This window comes from Microbacterium sp. NPDC087665, from assembly GCF_044743285.1.
GTDB lineage: Bacteria > Actinomycetota > Actinomycetes > Actinomycetales > Microbacteriaceae > Microbacterium.
Window position 1 is genome coordinate 237814 of sequence record NZ_JBIUWD010000003.1, and the last position, 23179, is coordinate 260992.

Below are 23179 nucleotides of genomic sequence, written 5' to 3' on the forward strand. Positions count from 1 at the left end.
GGACTCGACGAACGCTGACGCCTCGGTGGCAGCAGACGCCGATGCTTCGACCGCTGCCCAGGCCGCCGCAACCGCGGACTCGTCTGTGGACGCATCGATGAATGTGAGCGCGGATGCGAACGTGAGCGCTGCGGCGTCGGCTTCGGCCGATCCTGCCGCGAACACGGATGCATCGGCCAACCCTGGTTCGAGCGCTTCGGCTTCCGCCGGCAGTGACGAGAACCCGGCGGCGCAGACGTCGAGCAACGGTGGTTCGAGCAAGTCTGACGGCTCGCTCGCCATCACCGGAGGCGACGCTGCGATGGCCACGGGTCTCGGCATCGGTGCAACGATGCTGACCCTGCTCGGACTGCTCGCCGCAGTTCTCGGGCGTCGCAAGAAGCGGGAGGTCGAGGCGGAGTAATCCCCTCGCACCATCCCACGGTAGGGCGGGAGTCTTCGGGCTCCCGCCCTACCCCTCTTTTCTTTCTCAGAAAGGTCTAGCCGAATGATCACCGTGACGGAGGGCGTCGCCATCGTGGTCGGCAGTGGCCCCAACGGGCTCGCCGCTGCACACGTGCTCAATGCTGCGGGCTACGACGTGACCGTCTACGAGGCGAACGACGTTCTCGGCGGGGGAGCACGCGCCTCTGAGCCACTTATCCCCGGAGTCGTGCAGGACCACTGTGCGGCGGTGCATCCGCTGGCTCTGGTCTCGCCGTACCTCGCGGAGATGGCTCCTGCCGTGCAATGGGGCCGCGCTCCGATCGAGTGCGCCCATCCGCTCGATCACGGACGCGCCGCGTTCCTCCATCAGTCGGTAGAGATGACAGCACATGGCTTGGGCGCCGGCGGTGGCGCATGGCGTCGTATGTTCGGCGGCCCGTCACGTCGATTCGATGATCTTGCGCAGGACCTGTTCGCGCCGCCAGTGCACATGCCGAAGCGTCCGTTCCTCTTCGCCCGCTTCGGCATGGTCGCTGCCGCTCCGCCGAACGCGATCGCGCGTCTCCTGCGATCCGAGTCAGCCGGAGCCCTCTACGCGGGAATCGCCGCGCACGCCTTCCAGCCGTTCTCCCGCCCCTTCGCCGGCGCCGTGGCCGCCGCGCTGCTGACCGCTGCCCACGGCGTCGGATGGCCCGTGGTCGTCGGTGGCACATCGGAGCTCACCGATGCGATCGTCGACTCGCTCCGTTCGAGAGGGGTGCGATTCGTCGCGGGGCATCGTGTGACGAATCGGGCGGATCTCCCGCCCCACGATCTCCTCCTGCTCGATGTGCACCCCGCGCAGGTGAGGGGCATCGTCGGGAAGGCTCTCCCTCGGCGCAACAGACGGCGCCTCCGTCGGTTCCGCAGCGGACCCTCCGCCTTCAAAGTGGACTTCGTCGTGGACGGTGGCGTTCCGTGGGAGCATCCGATGGTGTCCCGCGCCGGCACCGTGCATGTCGGCGGCTCGGCCTCCGAGATCGCGAGCGCGGAGGCGGAGATCGCGCGCGGCCGGATGCCCGAGCGCCCGTTCGTGCTCGTCGGCCAGCAGGATGTCGCCGACCCGACTCGCCGCGCCGGCGACTTGGCGCCCGTCTATGCGTACGCGCATGTCCCTCACGGCCACACGGGAGATGCCACGGAGGCGATCATCCAGCAGATCGAGCGGTTCGCTCCGGGGTTCCGGGAGCGCATCGTGGCGCAGCGGAGCTATTCCACCGCGGATGTCGCGAGCGAGAATCCCAACTTCGTCGGCGGTGACATCCTCACCGGGGCCAAGACCATGCAGCAGCTCCTGCTCGGCCCGGCCGCGAGAATGTCACCCTACGACGTCGGCGTCGCCGGTGTGTACCTCTGCTCCGCGGCGACGCCACCGGGGCCAGGGGTGCACGGCATGTGCGGGTACAACGCCGCACAGCATGCACTGGCGGTCGTCGCCCGCTCTCGTCCGCGTGCGTCTGCGTAGTTCTGAGTGCCGAACTGCCGGGCGGGGCAGCGACTGCAGTGGGAGAACGGGGAGGAGCGCGAGGGGTGCGCCCCTCCCCGCATGCCCGGCGACGGGGAGGACACCGGGCGCGACCTGGGAGATCGCAACGGCCGAACCGTCACTATGTATACCCGCGATGCGGCGATTCGTGACGTGCTCCTGCCGGAGGATTCCGGAATGGGCCCGAGTCGCGCGGTGACGGACGGCCTCCGCACGGCCCTGCTGAGCTGTCGTGAGGAGACGAAAGGGGGAGCAGCTGTGCTGCTCCCCCTTTCGATGGGAGGGTTTCCCTGCCGGGATGGGGCCCGCAGAGGCCCGGCGGGGAGCGCCGGACGGGTCTTGACGACTTACTTATTACACTCGGTGCTCGGACGATCGTGACGCGGATACGGAAGATTTCGGTCGCGCACCTGCGACCACGAAGGGGCTGCTTCCATCGCCGTATACCTACATTGTAGAATAATGGAGCTGGTCGTGAAGGAAAGTCGGTCGCAGTGAGCGCGGGAGGATCAACGGATGCCAGGGCAGGGGAATCGGCGCGATGGTGACTGTGCGCGCAGGATCGTGCGGCACGACTGGTCCTGGCTGAAAGTCTGGGCGCAGGACCCAGTGGTGGACCTGCGTCTCGGCCCCGTGGATGCCGAGTGGTTCGAGCACGTTCTGGGCGAGGATCAGGGGGTGGAGCTCGTCGTTGAGGACGGGCGGGGTCGGCCCATCGGACTGGTCGGCTGCGTGTGGGATCCGACTGGGGATGCACATGTGATCAGCGATCTTTGCGTTGACCCGGCGCGTCGGCGGGCCGGGCTCGGGCGCCGATCCCTGAAGGCCGCCCTGTCCTGGGCCGGGCACCCGGAGCCAAGACGGTGGATCGCCTTCATCGACGAGAAGAACGCTCCAGCCAGAGAGTTCTTTCACAGCATGGGGTGGGAAGACCAAGGAATGGATGCGTGGCTGATCCGCGTATCACTCCCTCTCGTCAGTGGCCCGGACGATCATCGGTGCTGAGAATCGACATGAGGATGGAATCCACCCAGTCGCCTTCCCAGAAGAGGGTGTGCCGTTGGCGTCCCTCGTAGCGGAAGCCCGCCTTCTCGTACGATCTCGCCGCTCGTGGATTGAACGAATACACGTCGAGCGCGACGCGGTGCAGATCGATCTCGTCGAACGCGTGATCGAGCACGGCCCCGGTGGCCTCGGTGCCGTAGCCCTGCCCGGTCCATCGCGGCATCAGAGCGATCCGGAAATTCATCGAGGCGTTCTCCTCCTCGAGTTCGTTCAGCACGATTTCGCCGACGTAGCTTCCCGTCTCGAGGTCGATGATGGCCCAGTCCAGGCGATCGTCGCGCATGGGCAACGTCGTGAGGTGCTGCGCAACGTCTGCGCGGGTGAATTCCTGGCGTGTTCCGGTCAATCGCACCGTCTCAGGATCGGCGAGTCCCGCCAGTACTTCGTCGAGGTGCTCGGGGCCCAGCGGCTCCAGCCTCAACCGTGTGGTCGTGAGAGTGGCCACGTCCAAGAAGGGCGATTCGTTGATGCTCGGCGATGTCATGATGTCTCAAAGGTACGGGGCGCGGAAGTGGTCCGCGTCGGCCCAGCGATGTATAGCGGGATCTCTGTCGTTGGTCTGGCTGCCCGTCCCAGAGCTGGCTATCGGCAGGGAGGATGTGTCGGATGAATGACCGCGTGATGTTCGTCTTTGGGGGAGCTTCAGGCATCGGTGCCGCGACGGCGGAGGCCCTTCGCGACCGCGGAAACCGCGTCGTGATCTTCGATGCCGTGGACCCGGTCCGCAGCCTCGACGGTGTGGAATACCGGATAGCGGATGTTCGAGATCCAGCAGTGGGCGCCATTATCGAGGAGGTTGCGCAGCGCACCGGTCCGCCAGCCGGACTGGTGTATGCCGTCGGCGTGATGGACAACCACGCGTTTCTCGAAGAGACGACCGACGAGCTGCTCGACGTCGTGCTCGACATCAATGTCAAAGGGGCGGTGAGGGTGGCCAGGGCGGTGGCTCCAGCGATGCGTGCCGTGCGGTACGGGCGGATCGTGTTCATCGGCTCGATCGCCGGAGTTGTGGCGGGTGCCGGCGGCCTGGCGTACACCATCTCCAAACATGCGCTGGGGGGAGTGGTGCGCAGCCTTGCCGTCGAGATGGCGCCGGACGGCGTGACGGTCAACTGCGTCGCACCTGGGGCCATCAGTGGAACGAGCATTTCGACTCGGGTCGTCGACCAGGCCAAGGCCGCGGTTCCGACAGCGCGGGGCACAGCCGACTTGTTCGGACAGTCCGCCGAGCAACTGCATCCGGTCGGTCGAATCGGCACGCCGGGCGCGGTCGTAGCGAGCATTCTCCATCTTCTGACGCCGGAATCCTGGTTCGTCACCGGATCGACGATCACTGTGGATGGCGGCTACACCGCCCGATGAGCGACGAGAACGATCCCTCCGTTGGGCGGTGATCGCGGCAGCAGCGCGAGGCGGCGGCCGTGGGACGCCGGATCGGCGTGTCGTCGGCCGCCCTAACTGGTTGCCCTTGAAGAAACTATCTGTTAGTTTCTACTCAGGAAACAAAACGAAGGAGGAGCTATGGACAGCAACGAAGCAGCGAGTCGCCTCGCCGAGGTGCATCGGATCAACCACCTGTCGGCCAGGAAGGGCGCGTGGGGTACGTCTCTCGTCGTCTCCGTCGCCGCGCTGGTGATCGGCGGGGCGCTCGATCTCGACATGGTCTATCTCTCGGGTCTCGTCGTGCTGGCGACGGTGGGGCTGTTGTCGATCCGGTCGATCCGTCCGCGGTTGACCTGGACCGACCGGGTGGGTGCGTGGATGGTCGTCGGCGGCATCGTGCTGGCCATCGCGGCATACATCGCGGTGCAGTTTCCCGTGCGCGCAGCGGGATGGATCGCCCCCAATACGATCGGAGCCCTCGCCGCAGCGGTCGTGATTCTCGTACTCTGCCGAGCCGGACTGCAGCGCCTTGCGGGCGCCTCTGCGGCGGGTGACTCCGGGAAGACCCGATGAGCGAAATGCCAGAAAGAGACGCAGCATCCCTGCGCCTCGACCCGTTGCTGCATGAGCCGGTGCGGCTGACTCTGCTGGCGGCTCTGGCGACCTCGGACTACGTCGAGTTCTCGGCTCTCCTCAGCCTCATCGGCGTGAGCAAATCGGCGTTGTCGAAGCACGTATCCGCGCTCACGGATGCCGGCATCGTCACCGTCACCAGCAGTCCTGCCGACAAGCGTGCCCGTCGCATCGCACTCAGCGATGCGGGGCGGGAGTCCTTCGACGCCTACCTTCGGCGGCTCGAAGAGATCGTTCGGTCGGCGAGAGGGTGATGCGTCTCACTCCACCGGTACCGGCCAGCGCACCCCGTCGGTCTTGTAGGCCGCTTCGCCGCCCCATTGCACGCTGACGGCGTCGAGTCCGTCGGGGATGAGGAACGTCTTGCAGCCCTGGTAGACGTCGCCGACCTCTTGGGGGAAGTCGGATGCTGCGGGCTCCCGCGGGCAGAGCTCGTCGGTCTGCGAGGGCCCCATCCCGCCGACGATGATCGGGATGTCGGCGATGGAGCCGTCGGAGAGGATCAGCTGCACGGCGCTCGCGGTCGGGTAGACGCGCTCGCCCTCGAGGAGAGCGAACTGGTAGTCAACGTAGATCGGCGTGACGGCGCCCAGCTTCGCCCGCTCCTCGTCGGGGAGATACGCGAAGTCCACCTCGAGGTCGCCGCGAGTCGCTGAGACGGGCGCGACGCCGACCGTCATCGTGGTCTGATCGGAGGGCCATTCGCGGCCGACCACGGCCCATTCGCCAGCGCCTAGAGTGCTGCCGGCGGGTGTCGTCGGTGTGGCTGCCGGAAGCGGAGAGATCGGGTCGACGAGCGACTCCAGGCGCTGCTCGGCCTGTTGCTCCTGATACCGCTCTTCCACGCTCGCCGTGGGTGTCGCCTCGGGGGGAGGGCGCAGAAGGGGAGCATCCTGCCAGAAGCGCCGCGACCGCAATCGCGGCAGCTCCCGTTCGCACGCGTTTCGTCATGACACCAGTCGTCTTCGTCGGCTCGATCATGACTCCACGCTATCCAACCCGGCGACCGCGTCCGGGCGCCCACCACCCTGACCCGCGACCCGCGCAGCTCACGTCGGCCCGACTCTCCTAGGATTGTTCGGATGACGGGGTGGACGTGGCAGGCGTGGATCGGGCTCGTCGGAGGCTCCCTGCTGTTCTTCGCGGTGCTCGGTCCGATGCTGCTCGTGCAGACGCGTCGATACGGGCGGATGTCGTTCCGCCGCCTGCTCGGCGCAGCCGCGGTCAGCGTCTATGCCGTGGCCCTCGTCGCGTACACCCTGCTGCCGCTGCCCGACATGCGGGCGAACTGCGGCGTGAGCATCGCCGGGGTGGAGTTGATCCCCGGCCATTCGATCGCCGACATCCTGGGCGAGACGCAGGGCCTTTCCCTGGTGGGCACGCTCACGAGCCGGGCGACTCTCCAGGTCGTGCTGAACGTCGCGCTCTTCGTGCCGTTCGGCATGATCGCCCGGCGCTACTGGAACCGGGGACCGGTGGTGTCGATCCTGCTCGGGGCCGGGCTGTCGCTGCTGATCGAAGCGACGCAGTTCACGGCGGTCTGGGGCCTCTACGAGTGTTCGTATCGCGTCGCCGACGTCGACGATCTGATCGCCAACACCGCGGGCGCGGCCATCGGGGTTCTGCTGGCTCCGCTTCTGCTCTCGTGGATGCCGAGTGCGCACAGCCTGCGCGCGACACGCTCGGTCGCCCGGCCGGTCACCGTGTGGCGTCGGTGGTTCGGCATGATCCTCGATGCGATCGCCGTGCAGGTGGCCATCAGCGCACTGTCGTTGGTCGTCCTGGTGCCGCGACTGATCGTCTCGGGCGGTCGGGGACCGGCAGGAGCGCAAAGCCTCGTCGAGGTCGGTCTGATCAGTGCAGGAACGGTCGTGCTCGTCATCGTGATCCCCGCGCTGCGGTCGAGTGGTGCCTCGATCGGCCAGCGGCTCGTCTGGCTCGCACCGCGGTGGCCAAACGGGCGGGCTTCTGCGGCACGTCGACTGTTCCGAGCATCCATCGTCGCGCTTCCGTACACGGTGGCGACGGTCGCACAGGAACTGCCCGGCGCCGATGTCGGGATGACGCAGACGATCGTCGGGGTGATCGGGATCGTCAGCGCGTTGATCGTGTTCATTGCGATCGTCTCGGTGCCCTTCACCCGGGGGCGCCGGGGTCTTTCGCTGCTCGTGTCCGGCGGTGACCTGCGCGACTCCCGCGACGCGAGCGCCTGACCGCAGCACCGCACCGCCTCGTCGGGTCGTGATCGGGCGGCGCCTCAGGTGCCGAGCCGGATGATTTCGGCGTGCTCCTCACCGTGCGAGTAGGACACCAGTTCCGCGTCGAGAACGATCTCGTGGGGCGGTTCGACGAGGTCCCTGGTACGCGCGGACTCGATGTCGTTCCAGGCTTCGCCCGTGAGGGTCTTCCCGTAGACGACGGACAGGTGGAACGTCCAGTCGTCGAGGTCCAGTTCGCCGAGCCGGCGGAAGTCGGAGGCGGCCAGCAACTCGGTCAGGGTCGCGTAGGCGGCCACGAGGGAAGGTGTGCGGGCGAGCCGCAGAATCAGGATCTGCCACGGCGCCGGGAATGCGTCGACGGCTTCGGCGATGATCTCGATCGGCTGCTGAGCGGCCGCCCAGGCGCGAACGAGAGAGGCGAGATCTTCCTGTCGCGTCGGTTCGTAGAAGCCGCGGAGAGTGACGTGGCCCGTATGCGGGCGCGGGAGTTCGGCCACTTCGAGCGCCGCAGGTTGCTCTGCCGTGTAGAGATCTGCGACCGCGAGCCTCGGCCGTAGCACGAGATACTGCTGGCCATCGAGAGAGGCGAGCTGTTCCGGAGTGTGCATGAACGGTCTGCGCATGTGTCGACGATACGCGGCGTCGCTCGCCCCGCTCGCCCCACTCGGCTACGGAGTCGGCTCCGGGTCAGAGCCGGAGGTAGCGCGTGCCTCGAGTTCTCGCAGCCGTTTCAGCTGTGTCCACGGCCAGAATGCGATCCAGGCGATGGAAACGATGGACGCCCCCATGATCATCGACGCGATATCCATGCTGCCCACGCTAGGGACTCATCCTGGCCGTCCGCATCCCCCATGCGACGGACCTGGCTTTCGGGTGCACGTCACAGGGGCTTCGTTCGCCTGGGGAGCCAGCCCCCTAGGCGCTCGCCCGCAACGCCAACCAGGCGGCGGCGCGGTCGTCGGCGCTCGACATCGAGAGGTCGGTGAGGTGCTCGATGCGTCTGACGCGCGCGGCGAGTGTCTGACGATGGATGCCGAGACGAGCGGATGCCGCGCCCCACGCGCCGTTCTCCGCCAGGAATCCGCGCAGGGTGTCGACGAGATCTTCGCTGCGGAGCGGCTCGAGCAGCGCGGCGAGTCTTCGCGTATCGGAGGGGGCGAGCCGGTCGAGCACGAGGTCGATGCTGGGCATGCCGCGGTAGCGGACCACGGGGCGCACCTCGGCGACCGCGACGTCGAGGGCTCGGCGCGCCTCCTCCGCCGAACCGGCGAGCGCGTCGATCGGCGCGGGCGAGCCGAGGCCGAGGTGCAGTGGAACCGAGAAGGCCGCGGTGCGCCGGGCTATCTCGTCGATGTGCTCATCGCGCGCGAAGCCGGTGACGACGCCGTGCGCGGCCGACACCAGGTGCGGGGCTCCGAGGTCTTGCAGCCAGTGGATCACCACGCGCTCGGCGTCGACGCTCGATGACCGGGGCGAGAGGGTGAACGCGGTCAGGGTGCGGTCGCGCACACCCCACTCCTTCGCCAGGGCGAGAGCGTGCGACCCGCCTTCTTCGAGGACGCGCATCATCGTGGCGCGACCGAGTCGCTCGGTGCGGCTGCCGTCGTGGGTGCGCAGCAGCAGGTCAAGGAGCGCCGCCGCCTGCGAGCTCAGGTCGCGCGCTCGACTCGTCGATCCGCTGCGGGCCGTCACGACCAGGAAGGCGGACATGTCTTCGTCGGTGCCGACCGGATGCACCTGCAGCGCGCGGCTGCGCACGCGAACGGGACGGTTGAACGCGACGGCGACGGCATCGCCGATGTGCAGCGCACCGGCCCCGGCGGAGGCGATGGGTTGCGCGTCGCGGTCGAGCAGCACCGCCCACCCGTCGAGCCGTCGGGCGAGCTCGGCGACCACACCGGCCACGCCGCTGCGGCGCGCGGCGAGCGCCAACACCTTCGTCGCGGCGAGCACGGCGCGGTCTTCGGCCGCTGCATCGGTCGCGAGCAGCGCCTGGAGCGTCGGCAGCACCACCGCAGCATCCATGTCGGGATCGATGATCGCGGTGACGCCGTCGGGTATGGGGTCGAGCCCACCCGTCACGACGGCGACGGCGTGACGCAGAGGGGTGCTTCGGTCGGAATCGTCGAGAGCGGACGCGATCTCGGCCGGGTCGCCGACGACGAGCGTCGCGAAATCCGGATGCGGCACGACCGCGAAGTCGGCGAGGGGGACGACGCTCGCGACGGGGGATCGGGCGCCCAACGGGCCGCCCTCGATCAACGTGCCGCCGATCACGCGCGCGATCGATGCCAGGTCTCGGGTCATATCCGCAGTATAAGGAATGTCGGTCTCGCGCCTCATAAATCATCAATTCGGTGAATGACACCGGAGTGCGCGCGTTCCTACGATGGGGCCGACCTACACGAACGAAGGGGGCCACATGCGGGCCATCGTATTCCGCGACACCGAGAGCCAGATCGAGCACACCGAGGTGCAGCTCGCACCGCCGGCTGCCGGAGAGGTGCGCGTGAAGATCGCCGCTGCGGGCGTCTGCCACTCCGACCTGCACGTGAAGCGCGGGGAGTGGGCGGCCCCGACGCCCATGGTGATGGGCCACGAAGGCTCCGGCGTGGTCGTGGAACTGGGCGAGGGCGTCACGTCGCTCGCCGTCGGTGACCACGTCGTGCTCAGCTGGGTGCCGCCGTGCGGCGAGTGCCGGTACTGCCGATCGGGTCACGAGGCCCGCTGCCAGAAGGTGGCGACGGTCGTCGCCCCGTTGGGTGTGCTGTTCGACGGCACCTCGCGCCTGAGCAAGGACGGCGAGACCCTGCACCACTACCTGGGCGTCTCGTCGTTCGCGGAAGAGGTCGTGGTTCCCGCCTCGGGCGCCATCAAGGTGCGCGACGACGCGCCGCTCGACGTCATCGCCGTGGTCGGATGCGCGGTCGCCACCGGCGTCGGTGCCGTGATGAACACGGCCGGCGTCGAACCCGGTGCGCTCGTGGCCGTGATCGGATGCGGCGGCGTCGGACTCAACGTGATCCAGGGCGCGCGCCTCGCCGGCGCCGAGCGGATCGTCGCCATCGACGTGCGCGAGGACAAGACCCGCCTCGCCGCGCAGTTCGGCGCCACCGACCAGATCGTCGCCCCCGACGGCGACGCCGTTGCACAGCTGCGCGCCCTCCTCCCCGACGGCGTCGACTACGCCTTCGACGCGATCGGCCGCACCATCACCACCGAGCAGTCGATCGAGATGCTCGGACTCGGCGGCGCCGCCGTGATCGTCGGCCTGCCGCCGACGGGTGCGCGTGCATCGTTCGAACCGCTCGTGCTCGCGGAAGCCGACCAGCGCATCCTCGGCTCGAACTACGGCTCGGTGCGACCCGCCATCGACATCCCGGCGCTCGTCGACCGGTACATGGACGGCCAGCTGATCCTCGATCCGCTGATCTCCTCGCGCCGCCCGCTCGCCGAGGCCGCCGAGGCCTTCGCCGAGCTCGAGTCCGGCCAGGCGCTGCGCACACTCCTCATTCCCTGATCGACCTCCCTGATCGACCTTCCTGCCCGACCCTCCCTGCCCGACTCCGACCAACCCGATGCGAAGGAGCACCCCTTGACCACGACATCCCGACAGCATCCGCCCGGCACCCCCGCGGCGCCTCTCACCGACGCCGGCCTGCGCCGGGGAGTGATGAGCGGACCCGAGCTGGCCGCCCAGGCGATCGCGAACATCGCCCCCAGCGCGGTGATCGCCTTCACCGCCGCCGCGATCTTCCTCGGCGCCGGCAACGGCACCCTCTACGCCTTCGGCCTCGCGACGATCGTGATCCTCTGCGTCGGCTACTGCGTGGTCGTCTTCGCGCGCAAGCACGCCTCGGCCGGCTCCCTGTACACGTACGTATCGAAGGGCCTCGGCCCGGCAGGTGCGTACCTCGCCGGGGCGGCACTGCTGATCGGATGCTTCGGCATCGCCGCCGCATCCCTCATGGGGTCGGTGTCGTACATGAGCCAGTTCCTGACGCTGCTCGGGGTGCCCGCTTCGAGTGTCGGCTGGAGCATCGCTCTCGCGATCGTGCTCGGCGGCCTCGCGACGCTGTTCACGATCCGCGGCATCCGCCTCTCCGCCCGCGTCTCGCTGGTGCTCGAGCTGCTGTCGGTCGCGATCATCCTCGTGCTGCTGATCTCGGCTCTCGTCTGGGCCGGCCCGGCCGCGTGGGATCCCGCGCAGCTCATCGCCGAGGGGTCGTCGTTCCAGGGCATCGCCGCCGGCATGGTGCTCGGCATCCTCGGCTTCGTCGGCTTCTCATCGGCGGACGCCCTCGGTCGTGAAGCGAAGAACCCGTACAAGGCCATCCCCCGGGCCATCATGTGGAGCGCGCTCACCGTCGGCATCCTCTACGTCTTCGCGGCCTACACGCAGATCGCCGTTCTCGGCGACGACCTGGCCACCTCGGCGAGCCCGCTGGAGAGCATGTCCGAACTCATCGGCATGCCGGCCTGGTTCGCTCCCGTGCTCACGTTCGGCGTCGCCGCGTCGTTCTTCGCTGTGGTCGTCGCGCCGCTGAACGTCATCGGCCGCATCGTCTACGTGATGGGCAAGGAGGGCGTGGTCCACGAGCGGTTCGGACGCACCCACGAGCGCCACCTCACCCCGCACCGCGTGCTGCTCGCCGCCGGCGCGCTCGCCGTGGTCGTCGACATCGTCTTCCTCGTGGCGGGTGCCGACCCCATGGAGATCCTGGTGTGGGTGAACACCTGGGGCACCTACGGCTACATGGTCGCGTACGCGCTCGTCGCGATCGCCTGCGTCGTCTACACGCAGCGGGCCGGCATGCGCAACGGTCTCGTCTGGGTCTGCGCGACGATCGCGGTGGCGACGATGGCCTACGTGTTCTTCGCGAACGTGTTCCCGGTGCCGGCGTTCCCGTTCAACGTGATCCCGTACGTGTTCGTCGTGTGCGTGCTCGCGGCCCTCAGTCGCTACTGGTACCTGAAGGCGCGTCGCCCCGAGGTGATCGCGCGCATCGGCAACACCGAGACGTCGGCGATGGATGGCGTCGGCTGATCACCAAGCCCTGCAGAGGAGCCCCCTGGGAGGACCAGGGGGCTCTTCAGTGTTCGTCGTCGGGCGACCTCGCGGCGTACGTCGCCCGGATGACGCGGTCTCGGTCTCGAGGTCGATGCGCCGGCCGGATCGGTGGCGATAGCGTCGAAGGCGTGCCCTCTCGTCTTCGTCGCGCCTTCCGTTGCTCCCCATCGCTGTGGCGAGCATCCTTGCCGTCATCCTGCTGATCGTTCCGGCCCCGGGCAGCGTCAGCGTCGTCGGAACCCGCGCGCTGTCGGCATTCGGCACCGGCATCCCGAACGTCGATCTCGTCTCCGAGATCGGGCTCGTGCTTCTGGCCGGCGCCACTCTCGCCAGCATCGTCTACGCCTGGCGCCGGCATCCCGAGCGTCGGGTGCACGTGGTGGCGGGCGCCGTCGGCGTCGTCGTCGCCTATGGCGCGAGCGAACTCGCGAAGCTCGTGTTCCTGCAACCGCGCCCGTGCACGCGGTGGCCGAGCGCATCGGACTGCCCACCGGCAGGAGACTGGTCGCTGCCGTCGAACCACGCGACGCTCGCCTTCGGCGCTGCGATCGTCATCGCCGTCGCGGCGGGGCGGACCTGGGTGGCTGCGGCCGCTCTCGTGGTTGCCGCAGGTGTCGCGATCGGGCGAGTCCTGCAGGGGGTGCACTACGTGCACGACGTCGCATTCGGTGCCGTCGTCGGAATGGCCGCGACCCTTGCGGTCATCGGCCTCGCGCGTGCGTGGCAGTCGCGCCGGTCACCGGGGAGGGTGTGATGGCGATCCCGGCGTCGAAGGAACAGCTGCTCGCGGCGATCGACGAGGAGTACGCGCGTCTGCAGAGGGAGCTCGACCGGGTGCCCTCGCATGCCGCGCGCGAGCCCGTGCTACCGGGGCACGTGCGAGGAACGATGATGAGTCCCGCGGATCTCGTCGCGTACCTGATCGGGTGGAACCAGCAGGTGCTGCGCTGGCACGAGAGCAGGGCGGCCGGGCAACCCGGCGAGTTCCCAGCCGCCGATGCCAGCTGGAGCGATCTCGGTGCGCTCGCCCAGCGCTTCTACCGTGAGCGCGAGGGCGAATCCTGGGCCGCATTGCGCGCGCACCTCGATGACGTCGAGCGAGGCATCGTAGAGCTCGTGAGCGCGCGCACCGATGAAGAACTGTACGGATCGCCCTGGTACCGCACGTGGACGCTGGGGCGCATGATCTCGCTCAACACCTCCTCGCCCTACCGGAACGCCAGCGGGCGCATCCGCCGGTGGCTCCGCGCGCTCTGAGAACGCACGACCTCGCGCACCGACGGATGCTCAATCGGCGGCGGCGGCGGTGGTCAGCTCGGGCGAGGGCGCCAGGCGGCCGTCGACGAGATGGCAGCGCGTGCGTGCGCGCCGAGCCACGGCGGGATCATGCGTGACGACGACGAGAGTCGTGCCCGCGGCGTTCAGCTCGTCGAACACGGAGAGCACCTCGTGAACGGATTCGCTGTGGAGTGCGCCTGTCGGCTCATCGGCGAAGAGGATGCGCGGCCGATTGACCAGCGCGCGGCAGATGCCGACGCGCTGTCGCTGCCCACCGGACAGTTCGTGCGGCCGGCGGCCCGCGAGGTGCGCGATATCCAGGCGCTCCATGAGGCGCATCGTGTGCGCGCGGACGTCGGCGGGGACCCGTCCTCGCCGCCCGTGGGCGGGGAGGAGGATGTTGTCGAGCACGAGCAGCTCGTCGAGGAGATCGGTGCGCTGGAAGACGAACCCCACCGTCGTGCGTCGCAGGTGCGCGAGCCGCCTGTCATCGAGCAGGGAGAGGTCTTCGCCGGCGAGACGGATGGTGCCGGACGACGGGTGGTCGAGACCGCTCAGACACGAGAGCAGCGTGGTCTTTCCGGAGCCGCTGGGGCCAGTGAGCGCGACGTAGTCGCCTTCGGCGATCTCGAGGTCGATGCCACCCAGCACGGTGGAATCTCCGGCGTCGGCCGCGAATCGTCGCACGACGCCGCGTGCGTCGAGGAGGAGTGGGGGAGGGGTCATCGGGTCAGCTTTCGTTGCGGAGCGGAGGTGCGGCGGCGGTGGCGAGGAGGGCGCCCACGACCGCGGCGATCGCCACGGCGGCACCGGGGACGACGAACGACGCGTTCGGAGCGACGAGGGCGGTGGCGCCGCCGCCGAACGAGGAGAGCGTGGCACCGAGCACGGCCGGGCCGAGAGCCTCGGTCGCGATCCATCCGAGCAGCAACCCGATCGTGGCGACGCCGGCAGCGCGCAGCAGTGCGATTCGGCGGAGCGCGGCGACGGGCCATCCGAGCAGCCGCAGCAGGCGCAGAGACGACTCATCACGCGCTGATTCGAGACGCCCCCGCAGCGCGAACACCAGGAACATCACCGTCACGGCGGCGGCCCACGCGATCAGCGAAGCCGTCCGCAGGCGATCGACGGTGTCACCGAGCGTGTAGTGCACGAAGCGATCCAGCTCGGTGAACGTCGCCGCGCTGTGCTGCTGCGCCCACGTCGAGGCCTTGGTGTTCGGATCCACCCCGCCGCGCACATCGATCATGACCGTGTGCCACAGCGCGGACCCGGCATCCTGATCGAACGAAACGGTCTTCCCCGATCGTCCGCCGTTGGTGATGTCGTGATAGATGCCGGTGACGCGGTAACGCTGCGCGGCCCCACCCGCGTTCAGCTCGACCGAGTTCCCGACGTCGACTCCGGCGCTCTGGGCGGCGAGGGTCGACAGTGTGACATCGCCGGGACGCATCGGCCCCGATCCTCGCGCGTACGTGAGAGGGAAGAGCGAGGCGTCACCGACTTCCAAGGCGATGCTCTCGGTGCTCTCGCTGCGCTCGCTTCCGACGAGGTCGACCCGGAAACTGGTCGCACGCGCGAACCGCTCGACATCCGGATCCGCCTGCAGAGACCGCTCGAGGCGCACGCTCGCGTCGTCATCGGCGCCACCGCGAATGAACGCCCGGATGTCGCTCTGGCCGACACCCATCGCCGTCACGAACTCCGGCGCCGCGATGGTCTGGGTCACGCGCCCGGGCATCGACGACAGCACCACCCCGCACGCGACCATCACGATCAGCAGTGCTGCGGTCGTGCGTCGGGTCGTCAGACCGCGGACGGCGAGACGGGCGGAGACCGGAAAAGAACGATCCCACCGGAGCCCTCGCGGTCGCCGGGTCGTCGGCGACACGCGTGGCTGAACCAGTGCGGTCAGGGGGCTGATCCCGCGCACGCGGCGGAGCAGCTGAGCGGCGAGCGCGAGCGGAAGCGCCGACGTGACGATGACGGTGAGCAGCGCGGCGAGATCGGCCGGCATCGCGTGACCGCCCGTGAGGGGCGCGCGTCCATCGCCGGCCAGGATCATCGTGATGGGGCCGACGAGGACGAGAGCGATCAGGAGGCCGGCTGCCGCATGAAGGCCGTACCCGAGAAGCAGCATCCTGGTCACCTGCCGGTGGGAGAAACCGAGCGCGCGGAGAAGGCCGATCCTGCGGACGTCTTCTTCCAGTGCGGTCAGCACCATGATGCGCAGACAGAGCATCGTGATCGCCAGGAACACGATGCTCACCAGGATGCTGAGGATCGAGACGAGCCCGTCGGTCAGAGCGCCGATCAGGCGCAGCAGTTCGCCGTCGACGGCTGCTCCGTTCGCGGGGAGATCGCCGAGACGATACGCCTCGGCGAACCGCTCACCCGCGCCGTCGGAGAGTCGGAACGTGAGGACGTGCTCCTGCGGGAGGGTGGCCGCGAGATGATTCCAGTCGGCCGCCGAGACGACGAAGCGTTTGGAATTGACCAGGCTCGGTCCCATCTGAGCATCTCGCACGATGTGCGAGACCGTGTACTCCTCGACCCCGTCTCCCACGGTGAGTTCGATCCGATCGCCGCGTTCCAGCGCGTAGGCCTGCGCGTAGTAATCCGGGACGGCGATCTCGCCCTCATCGACGACCACGGGGCGTCCGTCCGACCCGACGAGGAAGTCGAAGCGGGGGTTCTGCGTGACCAGGAGCAGATCCATGACCCCTGCGCGGGCCACGTCGGAGTCGCCGTCGATGCGGAGATCGAGATTGTCGAGCTGGAGAGCCACCTGATCCTGGTGGTCGTCGATGAGGGCGTGGTGCTCTGCGGCGAAGGCGTCGAGCTCCCGTGCATCGACCGCGCCCACGTGCATCTGCACGGCGTCGGGTGCCTTCGCCAGCGTGAAGAGCCGTTCCGTCGCGCCGACCGTCTCGACGAGGGTGGCGACACCGGCGCCCGCTGTCGCGGAACCGATTCCCATCAGCAGCATCAGCGCGATGCTGCTGAGAGGATTTCTGCGGATGCGGGCGAGGGCCATCCGCCCGGCGCTCGAGAGTGCTGTCACGGTGCGGGGCGATGTTCGAAGGGCCAGCCACGGAGGAGGGCGGTGATAGCCGTCTCGAACTGGCGTTCCGGAGACGGCACCCACCCGGCCCCGATGACGCGTCCGAGATGGGGCATCGTCGCGAGGAGGTGCTCCGCCGAGTCGTTCGCGGATTCCGGGGTCGAGTCCGCACCCGCCTCCCCAGCCGACAAATCCGCCGTCGTCTCCGAGCCCGCGGGCGCGGAGTACTCGCCCATCGCCGAGGCGACGGTGATCATGACGAGCGCATTGACGAGGTCGCCCAGGGAGGGATCGACCGGTGCGCCCAGATCGATCAGGATGCCGATGGCCTCGTCAGCCACCGCCAGCCCGGCCGGAGATGCGATCGGATGCGTCGCGACGATGGGGATGAGTCCGGAGTGCGCGGCGAGCTCTGCGCGGACGGCTCTCATCAGAAGGTGCGCATACGTGCGCCAGTCCGGCACGCCGGTGGGGGAAGGGAGCGAGAGTCCCGCCCAGAACCCATCGGCCAGCGCGGCCGCCAACTCGGCCTTTCCCGAGAAGTGACGGTAGGCGGTCATCGGATCCGCTCCCAGCGCCGTGCCGAGACGGCGCATCGTGAGATGCTCCACCCCACTCGCGTCGAGGAGTTCGCGGGCAGCCGACAGCACATCGAGTCGGGAGAACCGCTCGGGTCGGGGAGTCATCATGAGGTGCCTTTCCGTTGGCGGGCAGCGAGAACGAGCAGGGCGAGCAGGCTGAAGGCCACGGTAAACCCGAGCAGGAGCAGGATGTCTCCGAACACATCGGAGAGTTCGGCGCGGTCGAGGGTGATCGCGCTCATCGCACGCAGAGCCCAGTACGCCGGCGAGGCGGGCGCGACCGCCTGCATCCACCCGGGAAGGGTGTCGGTGGGGCCGAATGCACCGCCGATGCCGGCCATCAGCATCGCCACGACGTTGCCGATCACCAAGGCCAATTCGAGGGAGCGGGATGCCGCAACGAGGAGAAGGCCGAAGGCGACCATCGTGCCGGAGAAGGCGATGAGCACGAGGGCGAGGCCGACGATCGAGCCGGTGGGGCGGTAACCGAACAGCAGAGCGCCGCCGAGAACCACCGCCGCCACCTGCGCGAGCTGCGCGGCGAACGCCGTCAGCGACTTTCCCGCGAGAAGCTCGGAGCCCCGTGCCGGCGAGGCGCGCAGCCGCTCCCAGGTGCCCCATTGTCGTTCCCGGAAGAAGGCCGTCACCACCTGCTGCACGCAGAGCAGGGCGAACAGCACGGCGAGGCCGGGAACCGCGTACTCGATGCCCGTGGCGTTCGGGTAGCCCGCGGCGATGAGCTGTGCCCGGGCGCCCGGGGCGAAGAAGGGGACGAAGACGAGCGGTATGACCGTCATGACGAGAACCGGTGACGGATCGCGCCGCAGAATGCGCGCGTCGATGGCCGCGATCGCGAGGCTACGCCGCAGCAACGTCGGCCTCCGTGCCGGCATCGATGCGCAGGCTGTCTTCGTGGAGCAGCCGCACGTACTCGCTCTCGAGGGTGGGGCGGCGGAACTGCACATCGCAGATGCGCGACGCGCGATCGCCGAGCCCTACGACGAGACCGACGAGCATCTCGCCGGCGCTCTCGCCGGTCGCTGCGCTCACGAGCCAGTCGCCGTCACGTATCCATCCTTCGGGCGGCGCGCCCGTGTCGAGCATCCGCGCCCGCACGGCGCCGTCGCCCGTTGTCTTCATCAGGGTCGCGACGTCGCCGAGGTCGCGCAGCGTGCCGTGGTGGAGAAGCGCGATGCGCGCCGGCAACTGCTCGAGTTCGTTGAGGTAGTGCGTGGTGTAGAGCACGGCGGTACCGTCGCCGGCGATGCGTCGCACGAGGTCGAGGATCTGCTGCCGGGACTCGACATCGGCGCCGACGGTGGGCTCGTCGAGGAACAGCAGGCGAGGGGAGTGCGTGAGGGCCATCGCGAGATGCAGCCGTCGTTTCTGTCCTCCGCTCAGCTGTTCCGCGGGCACGCCCGCGGACGGTGCGAGCCCCACGCTCTCGATGACGTCGTCGCTGCGGCGCCGCAGGGCGGCTCCACGGAGGCCGTGGAGTTTGGCGAAGGCGCGCACGTTCTCTCGCAGGGTCAGCGAGGGATAGATGCCGAGGTGTTGCGGGGCATTGCCGATCAGCGCCGCGGCGACTGCGCGGTGCGTCCGCACGTCGACGCCGTCGACGGTGACCGATCCGGAATCGGGATGCAGCGACCCGCTGGCGATGGAGATGAGCGTCGACTTTCCGGCGCCGTTCGGCCCGAGAAGCCCGACGATCTCGCCGGGTTCCAGGCGCAGGCTGACGTCGGACAGCACTTCGCGCTGCCCGAATGCTCGACGGACGTTGCGCAACTCCAGACGTGCGATCTGCATGTCCACCTCCAATATCTACACTGTAGAGTATTGGAAGAGGGGCGCAAAATGCGAATGCGTGCGAGGGCTCTCAGACTCGACCGGATGGGCGACCGGCGACCTCGGTGCTAGTCGATCAGCTCGACCCCGAAGTCCGAGACCACGGCCCGCAGCTCTTCGAGATACCGCTGTGCCTGTTCGGTGAGCGGGATGGCCGAGTGGCCGATCCATCCGATCTCGATGCGCTCGTCGACGTCGAGCGGGATCGCGGCGATCTCGGGGTCGAGGTCGTCGCTGATGATGCCCGTCGAGATCGTGTAGCCGTCGAGTCCGATCATGAGGTTGAAGATGGTGGCGCGGTCCGAGACGCGGATCTCCTGCGGGGTCGACAGGGTGGAGAGGATCTCCTCTGCGAAGTAGAAGGAGTTGTTGGCGCCCTGGTCGAAGGTGAGCCGCGGGAAGCCGGCGAGATCGTCGAGGGTGACGCGGTCCCGTGCGGCGAGGGGGTTCTTGCGCGAGATGAAGATGTGCGGCTCGGCGAGGAAGAGCGGGCGGAACGCGAGCCCCGAGTCCCGGAGCAGCTTGTCGATGACGCTGCGGTTGAAGTCGTTGCGATACAGGATGCCGAGTTCGCTGCGCAGTGTGCGCACGTCTTCGATGATGTCCCACGTGCGCGTCTCGCGCAGCGAGAACTCGTACTCCGCGGCGCCGCTGGTCTTCACCATCCGCACGAACGCGTCGATCACGAACGAGTAGTGCTGCGCCGAGACGCCGAGCAGGCGCCGCGACGGGGGCCGGCCGAGGTAGCGCTGCTCGAGTAGCTCGACCTGCTCGGTGACCTGCCGTGCGTAGCCGAGGAACTCCGCGCCGTCGGCGGTGAGCGTCACCCCGCGCGCCGATCGCAGCAGCAGCGTGCGCCCCGCTCGCGACTCGAGGTCTTTCATCGCCGCCGACATGGTGGGCTGCGACACGTAGAGAAGGTCGGCGGCCGCGCTGATCGACCCCTCCGCCGCGACCTCGACGAAGTAGTGCAGCTGCTGGAGGGTGATACCGCTGGAAGACCGAGCCATAGGGAGAGCCTATATGGATGCATAGGCCTGGCGAGTTACCTGATAACTCTCGTCTGGTTGCACGATGGACGTACCGACTTCCCCGCGGCCCTCCCGGCCGATCATCCAGCAGATGGGCCGCTCATGGCGAACGACTTCACGTTCCACATCACCACCACGCGCTTCGACGAGGGCTACTCGCCGTCGAGCGACTCGCGCATCACGACGAACTTCGCGAACCTCGCGCGCGGCGAGCACCGTCAGCAGAACCTGCGCAACGCGCTGACGATGATCGACCGCCGCTTCAACGACCTCGCGCACTGGGACAACCCGACTCGCGATCGCTACACGCTCGAGCTCGACATCATCTCGGCCGGGCTGGAGTTCGAAGCGGAGGGGGAGGACAAGCGGTTCCCGCTGCTCGAGGTGCTCGACATCCAGATCGTCGACCGCGTGAGCGGCCGTCGGCACCACGGGATCGTCGGCAACAACTTCTCCTCCTACGTGCGCGACTTCGACTTCAGCGTGCTGTTGCCGGCCACCACCGAGGCCGCGGGCAAGTTCACGCTCCCCGACGACTTCGGCGGGCTGCACGGCAAGCTGTTCCGGCGCTTCCTCGCCTCGGATGCCTACCGGGAGCGCTTCACGACCTCTCCGGTCATCTGCATCAGCGTCTCGACGAGCAAGGAGTACGTCCGCTCGGAGAACCACCACCCGGTCCTCGGCGTCGAGTACCTGCAGGACGACCACTCCCTCACCGACGAGTACTTCGGGCGGATGGGTCTGCAGGTGCGGTACTTCATGCCTCCCGGGAGCGTGGCACCGCTGGCGTTCTACTTCGAGGGCGACCTGCTGAACGACTACTCGAACCTGCAGCTGATCGGCACGATCGCCACGATGGAGACGTTCCAGAAGATCTACCGTCCGGAGGTCTACAACGCGAACTCGGCGGCGGCGAGCATCTACCGTCCGAGCCTCGGCCAGAACGACTACTCGTCGACCCAGATCGCCTACGACCGCGAGGAGCGCAGCCAGCTCGCGCTCGCCCAGGGCAAGCACACGGCGGAGCACTTCATGAAGCCGCACGGCGAGGCGCTGGCCCAGTGGGCCGCCGGCTACCCGGTCGCGGCCGCATGACCGGCGGAGCATCCCCGACTATGAACACGCTTCTCCCCACGTCGATCGTCGGCAGCCTGCCGAAGCCCTCCTGGCTCGCGCAGCCCGAGACCCTCTGGTCGCCGTGGAAGCTCGAGGGCGATGAACTCGCCGAGGGCAAGCGCGATGCCCTGCGCAGCGCCGTGCAGGAGCAGAGCCGACGCGGCATCGACGTGATCAGCGACGGCGAGCAGACCCGTCAGCACTTCGTCACGACGTTCATCGAGCACCTCAGCGGTGTCGACTTCGATCAGCGCGAGACGGTCCGCATCCGTGACCGGTACGACGCGAGCGTGCCGACCGTCGTCGGTGCCGTGAGTCGCGAGAAGTCGGTGTTCGTCGACGACGCGCGATTCCTCCGCCAGCAGACCGATCAGCCGATCAAGTGGGCCCTGCCCGGCCCGATGACGATGATCGACACGCTGTCGGACCGCCACTACCGGAGCCGCGAGAAGCTGGCCTGGGAGTTCGCGACGATCCTCAACCAGGAGGCGCGCGAGCTCGAGGCCGCAGGCGTCGACGTTATCCAGTTCGACGAGCCCGCCTTCAACGTCTTCTTCGACGAGCTCAAGGACTGGGGAGTCGCGACGCTGGAGCGGGCCGCCGAGGGGCTGCGCGCCGAGACCGTCGTGCACATCTGTTACGGCTACGGCATCAAGGCGAACAACGACTGGAAGGCGACGCTCGGATCGGAGTGGCGGCAGTACGAGGAGTCGTTCCCGCTCCTGCAGCAGTCGATCATCGACACCGTCTCGCTGGAGCGAGCGAACTCGCACGTGCCGCTCGATCTCATCGAGCTGATCCGCGGCAAGAAGGTCATGCTCGGAGCGATCGATGTGTCGAGCACGACGGTCGAGACGCCGGAGCAGGTGGCCGACACCCTGCGGGATGCGCTCGCCTTCGTCGACGCCGACAAGCTGGTGCCGAGCACGAACTGCGGCATGGCGCCCGTTCCGCGTGATGTCGCCCTCGGCAAGCTGAGCGCGCTCAGCGCTGGCGCGGCCCTGCTCCGCGAGGAACTCTCCACGAACACGCGCTGATCGCGGAGCACGCCACGGGCGGGATTCAGACTCGCGGCGGCTCCGTCGGCGGGAAGAGCAGGCGGGTCTGGTGCTTGGTCATCGCGAGGACGAGGGCGCCCAGTCCGGCGAACGCTGCGCCGCCGATGGCCATGACCCAGCCGATAATCGATGCGACGTAATTCTCGGGGTTGTTCGTGCCGACGATGATGAACACGATGCCGATGATCGCGACGATCGCGGCGAGGGCGAACACGCCGATCGCGAGCCGACGGAGCGTGATCTTGGTCTGCGGGCCATGGAAGGTGGGGCGAATGCCGAACTTCGAGTTCGTGTATTGAGTCCAGCGCGCGCCGGTCCACCACCGGCTCGCGGTCGCGGAGATCGGGTACCAGCCCGCCCCGGGACCCTCCTGCTCTCCGGGCAGGGGGCGGAAGATCTCGAGCATCAGCGGGGCCGAGGTCGGGGTCGGGATCCGCAGCACGATCGAGGTCTGGATGCCGATGCTGAACCACAGCGCGGCGAGCAAGAGCGTCGGAGCTCCCACGAACGCTACCCCCGGTGAGAGGATGCCGAGCACCAGCTGCACGCAGCCCAATGCGGCGAACATCGTACCCATCGCGAAGGTCATGGGGACCGATTCGGTGGTGGACCAGTCGATCCCGGGCGTGCCGTTCTTGGTGCGCGATCCGGTCCACTTCTTCCCGTCCCACCACCGCGCCGACTCGGCACTCGTGACGTACCAGCCGGGCAGCGGTGCAGCGGCCTGGGCGAAGGGCGTCTGGGCGGGAGATGTCTGAGCGGGTGCCGGCACGGGCGCCTCACTCTCATGCTCCGTCCACTGCGTGCCGTCCCACCAGCGCACGCGCCCCGGCGTCCCCGCCTCGTACCATCCCGGTGCTGTCGTCATGACGTGTCTTCCC

23 protein-coding genes and 1 pseudogene are annotated in these 23179 nt (G+C 68.4%); 13 read left to right on the forward strand and 11 right to left on the reverse strand.

What is annotated here, in order from left to right; genetic code table 11:
• The 3 genes and pseudogenes from ACIOSY_RS07830 to ACIOSY_RS07840 all read left to right on the forward strand — a co-directional run.
• Nucleotides 1-403, forward strand: a pseudogene (locus tag ACIOSY_RS07830) (hypothetical protein); the annotation flags it as partial.
• Nucleotides 404-487: 84 nt separating this feature from the next.
• A complete protein-coding gene (locus ACIOSY_RS07835) occupies nucleotides 488-1930 on the forward strand; it encodes a phytoene desaturase family protein (protein ID WP_400851632.1) in 1443 nt (480 codons plus the stop codon).
• A 537-nt stretch (nucleotides 1931-2467) separates the two neighbouring features.
• Nucleotides 2468-2956 (forward strand): GNAT family N-acetyltransferase, encoded by a 489-nt coding sequence (locus ACIOSY_RS07840; RefSeq protein ID WP_400851635.1) that lies wholly within the window; start codon nucleotides 2468-2470, stop codon nucleotides 2954-2956.
• Here ACIOSY_RS07840 and ACIOSY_RS07845 read toward each other — a convergent pair.
• Nucleotides 2928-3500 carry a GNAT family N-acetyltransferase gene (locus tag ACIOSY_RS07845; RefSeq protein WP_400851638.1) on the reverse strand — a complete coding sequence of 191 codons (573 nt, stop codon included), beginning with the start codon at nucleotides 3498-3500 and terminating at the stop codon, nucleotides 2928-2930. The genes ACIOSY_RS07840 and ACIOSY_RS07845 overlap by 29 nt on opposite strands.
• Before the next feature lie 122 nt (nucleotides 3501-3622).
• Here ACIOSY_RS07845 and ACIOSY_RS07850 point away from each other — a divergent pair, with 122 nt between their 5' ends.
• From ACIOSY_RS07850 to ACIOSY_RS07860, 3 genes are all read left to right on the forward strand, one after another.
• On the forward strand, nucleotides 3623-4378 hold the full coding sequence (locus ACIOSY_RS07850) for an SDR family NAD(P)-dependent oxidoreductase (RefSeq protein ID WP_400851642.1): 756 nt from the start codon (nucleotides 3623-3625) through the stop codon (nucleotides 4376-4378).
• 159 nt (nucleotides 4379-4537) lie between these two features.
• A complete protein-coding gene (locus tag ACIOSY_RS07855) occupies nucleotides 4538-4972 on the forward strand; it encodes a hypothetical protein (RefSeq protein WP_400851645.1) in 435 nt (144 codons plus the stop codon).
• Nucleotides 4973-4977: 5 nt separating this feature from the next.
• Nucleotides 4978-5286 (forward strand): transcriptional regulator, encoded by a 309-nt coding sequence (locus ACIOSY_RS07860; RefSeq protein ID WP_400851648.1) that lies wholly within the window; start codon nucleotides 4978-4980, stop codon nucleotides 5284-5286.
• 6 nt (nucleotides 5287-5292) lie between these two features.
• Here ACIOSY_RS07860 and ACIOSY_RS07865 read toward each other — a convergent pair whose 3' ends face one another.
• On the reverse strand, nucleotides 5293-5949 hold the full coding sequence (locus tag ACIOSY_RS07865; protein ID WP_400851651.1) for a hypothetical protein: 657 nt from the start codon (nucleotides 5947-5949) through the stop codon (nucleotides 5293-5295).
• 165 nt (nucleotides 5950-6114) lie between these two features.
• On the opposite strand from ACIOSY_RS07865, the gene ACIOSY_RS07870 reads away from it, so the two are divergent.
• A complete protein-coding gene (locus tag ACIOSY_RS07870; protein WP_400851654.1) occupies nucleotides 6115-7245 on the forward strand; it encodes a VanZ family protein in 1131 nt (376 codons plus the stop codon).
• Nucleotides 7246-7289: 44 nt separating this feature from the next.
• Here the strand turns inward: ACIOSY_RS07870 and ACIOSY_RS07875 are convergent, their stop codons facing one another.
• Nucleotides 7290-7874 (reverse strand): 2'-5' RNA ligase family protein, encoded by a 585-nt coding sequence (locus ACIOSY_RS07875; protein ID WP_400851657.1) that lies wholly within the window; start codon nucleotides 7872-7874, stop codon nucleotides 7290-7292.
• 292 nt (nucleotides 7875-8166) lie between these two features.
• On the reverse strand, nucleotides 8167-9558 hold the full coding sequence (locus tag ACIOSY_RS07880) for a PucR family transcriptional regulator (RefSeq protein ID WP_400851660.1): 1392 nt from the start codon (nucleotides 9556-9558) through the stop codon (nucleotides 8167-8169).
• Between the two features lie 115 nt (nucleotides 9559-9673).
• On the opposite strand from ACIOSY_RS07880, the gene ACIOSY_RS07885 reads away from it, so the two are divergent.
• From ACIOSY_RS07885 to ACIOSY_RS07900, 4 genes are all read left to right on the forward strand, one after another.
• On the forward strand, nucleotides 9674-10771 hold the full coding sequence (locus ACIOSY_RS07885; RefSeq protein ID WP_400851663.1) for an alcohol dehydrogenase catalytic domain-containing protein: 1098 nt from the start codon (nucleotides 9674-9676) through the stop codon (nucleotides 10769-10771).
• A gap of 153 nt (nucleotides 10772-10924) precedes the next feature.
• Entirely contained in the window at nucleotides 10925-12298 is a 1374-nt protein-coding gene (locus ACIOSY_RS07890; RefSeq protein ID WP_400852630.1) for an APC family permease, read from the forward strand.
• A gap of 196 nt (nucleotides 12299-12494) precedes the next feature.
• A complete protein-coding gene (locus ACIOSY_RS07895; protein WP_400851666.1) occupies nucleotides 12495-13076 on the forward strand; it encodes a phosphatase PAP2 family protein in 582 nt (193 codons plus the stop codon).
• The gene (locus ACIOSY_RS07900; RefSeq protein ID WP_400851669.1) at nucleotides 13076-13579 is read left to right on the forward strand and encodes a ClbS/DfsB family four-helix bundle protein; all 504 of its coding nucleotides are present in this window, start codon (nucleotides 13076-13078) and stop codon (nucleotides 13577-13579) included. Before ACIOSY_RS07895 ends, ACIOSY_RS07900 begins: the two co-directional genes overlap by 1 nt.
• Before the next feature lie 30 nt (nucleotides 13580-13609).
• On the opposite strand, the gene ACIOSY_RS07905 is transcribed toward ACIOSY_RS07900, so the two are convergent.
• The 6 genes from ACIOSY_RS07905 to ACIOSY_RS07930 all read right to left on the reverse strand — a co-directional run bounded on the left by ACIOSY_RS07905 (nucleotide 13610) and on the right by ACIOSY_RS07930 (nucleotide 20103).
• Nucleotides 13610-14326, reverse strand: a complete 717-nt coding sequence (locus ACIOSY_RS07905; protein ID WP_400851672.1) for an ABC transporter ATP-binding protein — start codon at nucleotides 14324-14326, stop codon at nucleotides 13610-13612.
• Between the two features lie 4 nt (nucleotides 14327-14330).
• The gene (locus ACIOSY_RS07910; RefSeq protein WP_400851675.1) at nucleotides 14331-16664 is read right to left on the reverse strand and encodes an ABC transporter permease; all 2334 of its coding nucleotides are present in this window, start codon (nucleotides 16662-16664) and stop codon (nucleotides 14331-14333) included.
• Nucleotides 16661-17353 (reverse strand): TetR/AcrR family transcriptional regulator, encoded by a 693-nt coding sequence (locus ACIOSY_RS07915; protein WP_400851678.1) that lies wholly within the window; start codon nucleotides 17351-17353, stop codon nucleotides 16661-16663. The genes ACIOSY_RS07910 and ACIOSY_RS07915 overlap by 4 nt, the downstream gene beginning before the upstream one ends.
• On the reverse strand, nucleotides 17350-18117 hold the full coding sequence (locus tag ACIOSY_RS07920) for an ABC transporter permease (RefSeq protein WP_400851681.1): 768 nt from the start codon (nucleotides 18115-18117) through the stop codon (nucleotides 17350-17352). Before ACIOSY_RS07920 ends, ACIOSY_RS07915 begins: the two co-directional genes overlap by 4 nt.
• Nucleotides 18104-19054: an ABC transporter ATP-binding protein gene (locus tag ACIOSY_RS07925; protein WP_400851684.1), complete on the reverse strand. Its 951-nt coding sequence runs from the start codon at nucleotides 19052-19054 to the stop codon at nucleotides 18104-18106. Before ACIOSY_RS07925 ends, ACIOSY_RS07920 begins: the two co-directional genes overlap by 14 nt.
• Before the next feature lie 107 nt (nucleotides 19055-19161).
• The gene (locus tag ACIOSY_RS07930) at nucleotides 19162-20103 is read right to left on the reverse strand and encodes a LysR family transcriptional regulator (RefSeq protein ID WP_400851687.1); all 942 of its coding nucleotides are present in this window, start codon (nucleotides 20101-20103) and stop codon (nucleotides 19162-19164) included.
• Nucleotides 20104-20226: 123 nt separating this feature from the next.
• Here ACIOSY_RS07930 and ACIOSY_RS07935 point away from each other — a divergent pair, with 123 nt between their 5' ends.
• Complete coding sequence (locus ACIOSY_RS07935) at nucleotides 20227-21219, forward strand: putative oxygenase MesX (RefSeq protein WP_400851690.1); 993 nt, start codon at nucleotides 20227-20229, stop codon at nucleotides 21217-21219.
• Between the two features lie 20 nt (nucleotides 21220-21239).
• Nucleotides 21240-22277, forward strand: coding sequence for a methionine synthase (locus tag ACIOSY_RS07940; RefSeq protein ID WP_400851692.1), 1038 nt, complete (start codon nucleotides 21240-21242; stop codon nucleotides 22275-22277).
• 25 nt (nucleotides 22278-22302) lie between these two features.
• Here the strand turns inward: ACIOSY_RS07940 and ACIOSY_RS07945 are convergent, their stop codons facing one another.
• Complete coding sequence (locus ACIOSY_RS07945) at nucleotides 22303-23166, reverse strand: DUF2510 domain-containing protein (protein ID WP_400851695.1); 864 nt, start codon at nucleotides 23164-23166, stop codon at nucleotides 22303-22305.
• Between the last annotated feature and the right edge of the window lie 13 nt (nucleotides 23167-23179).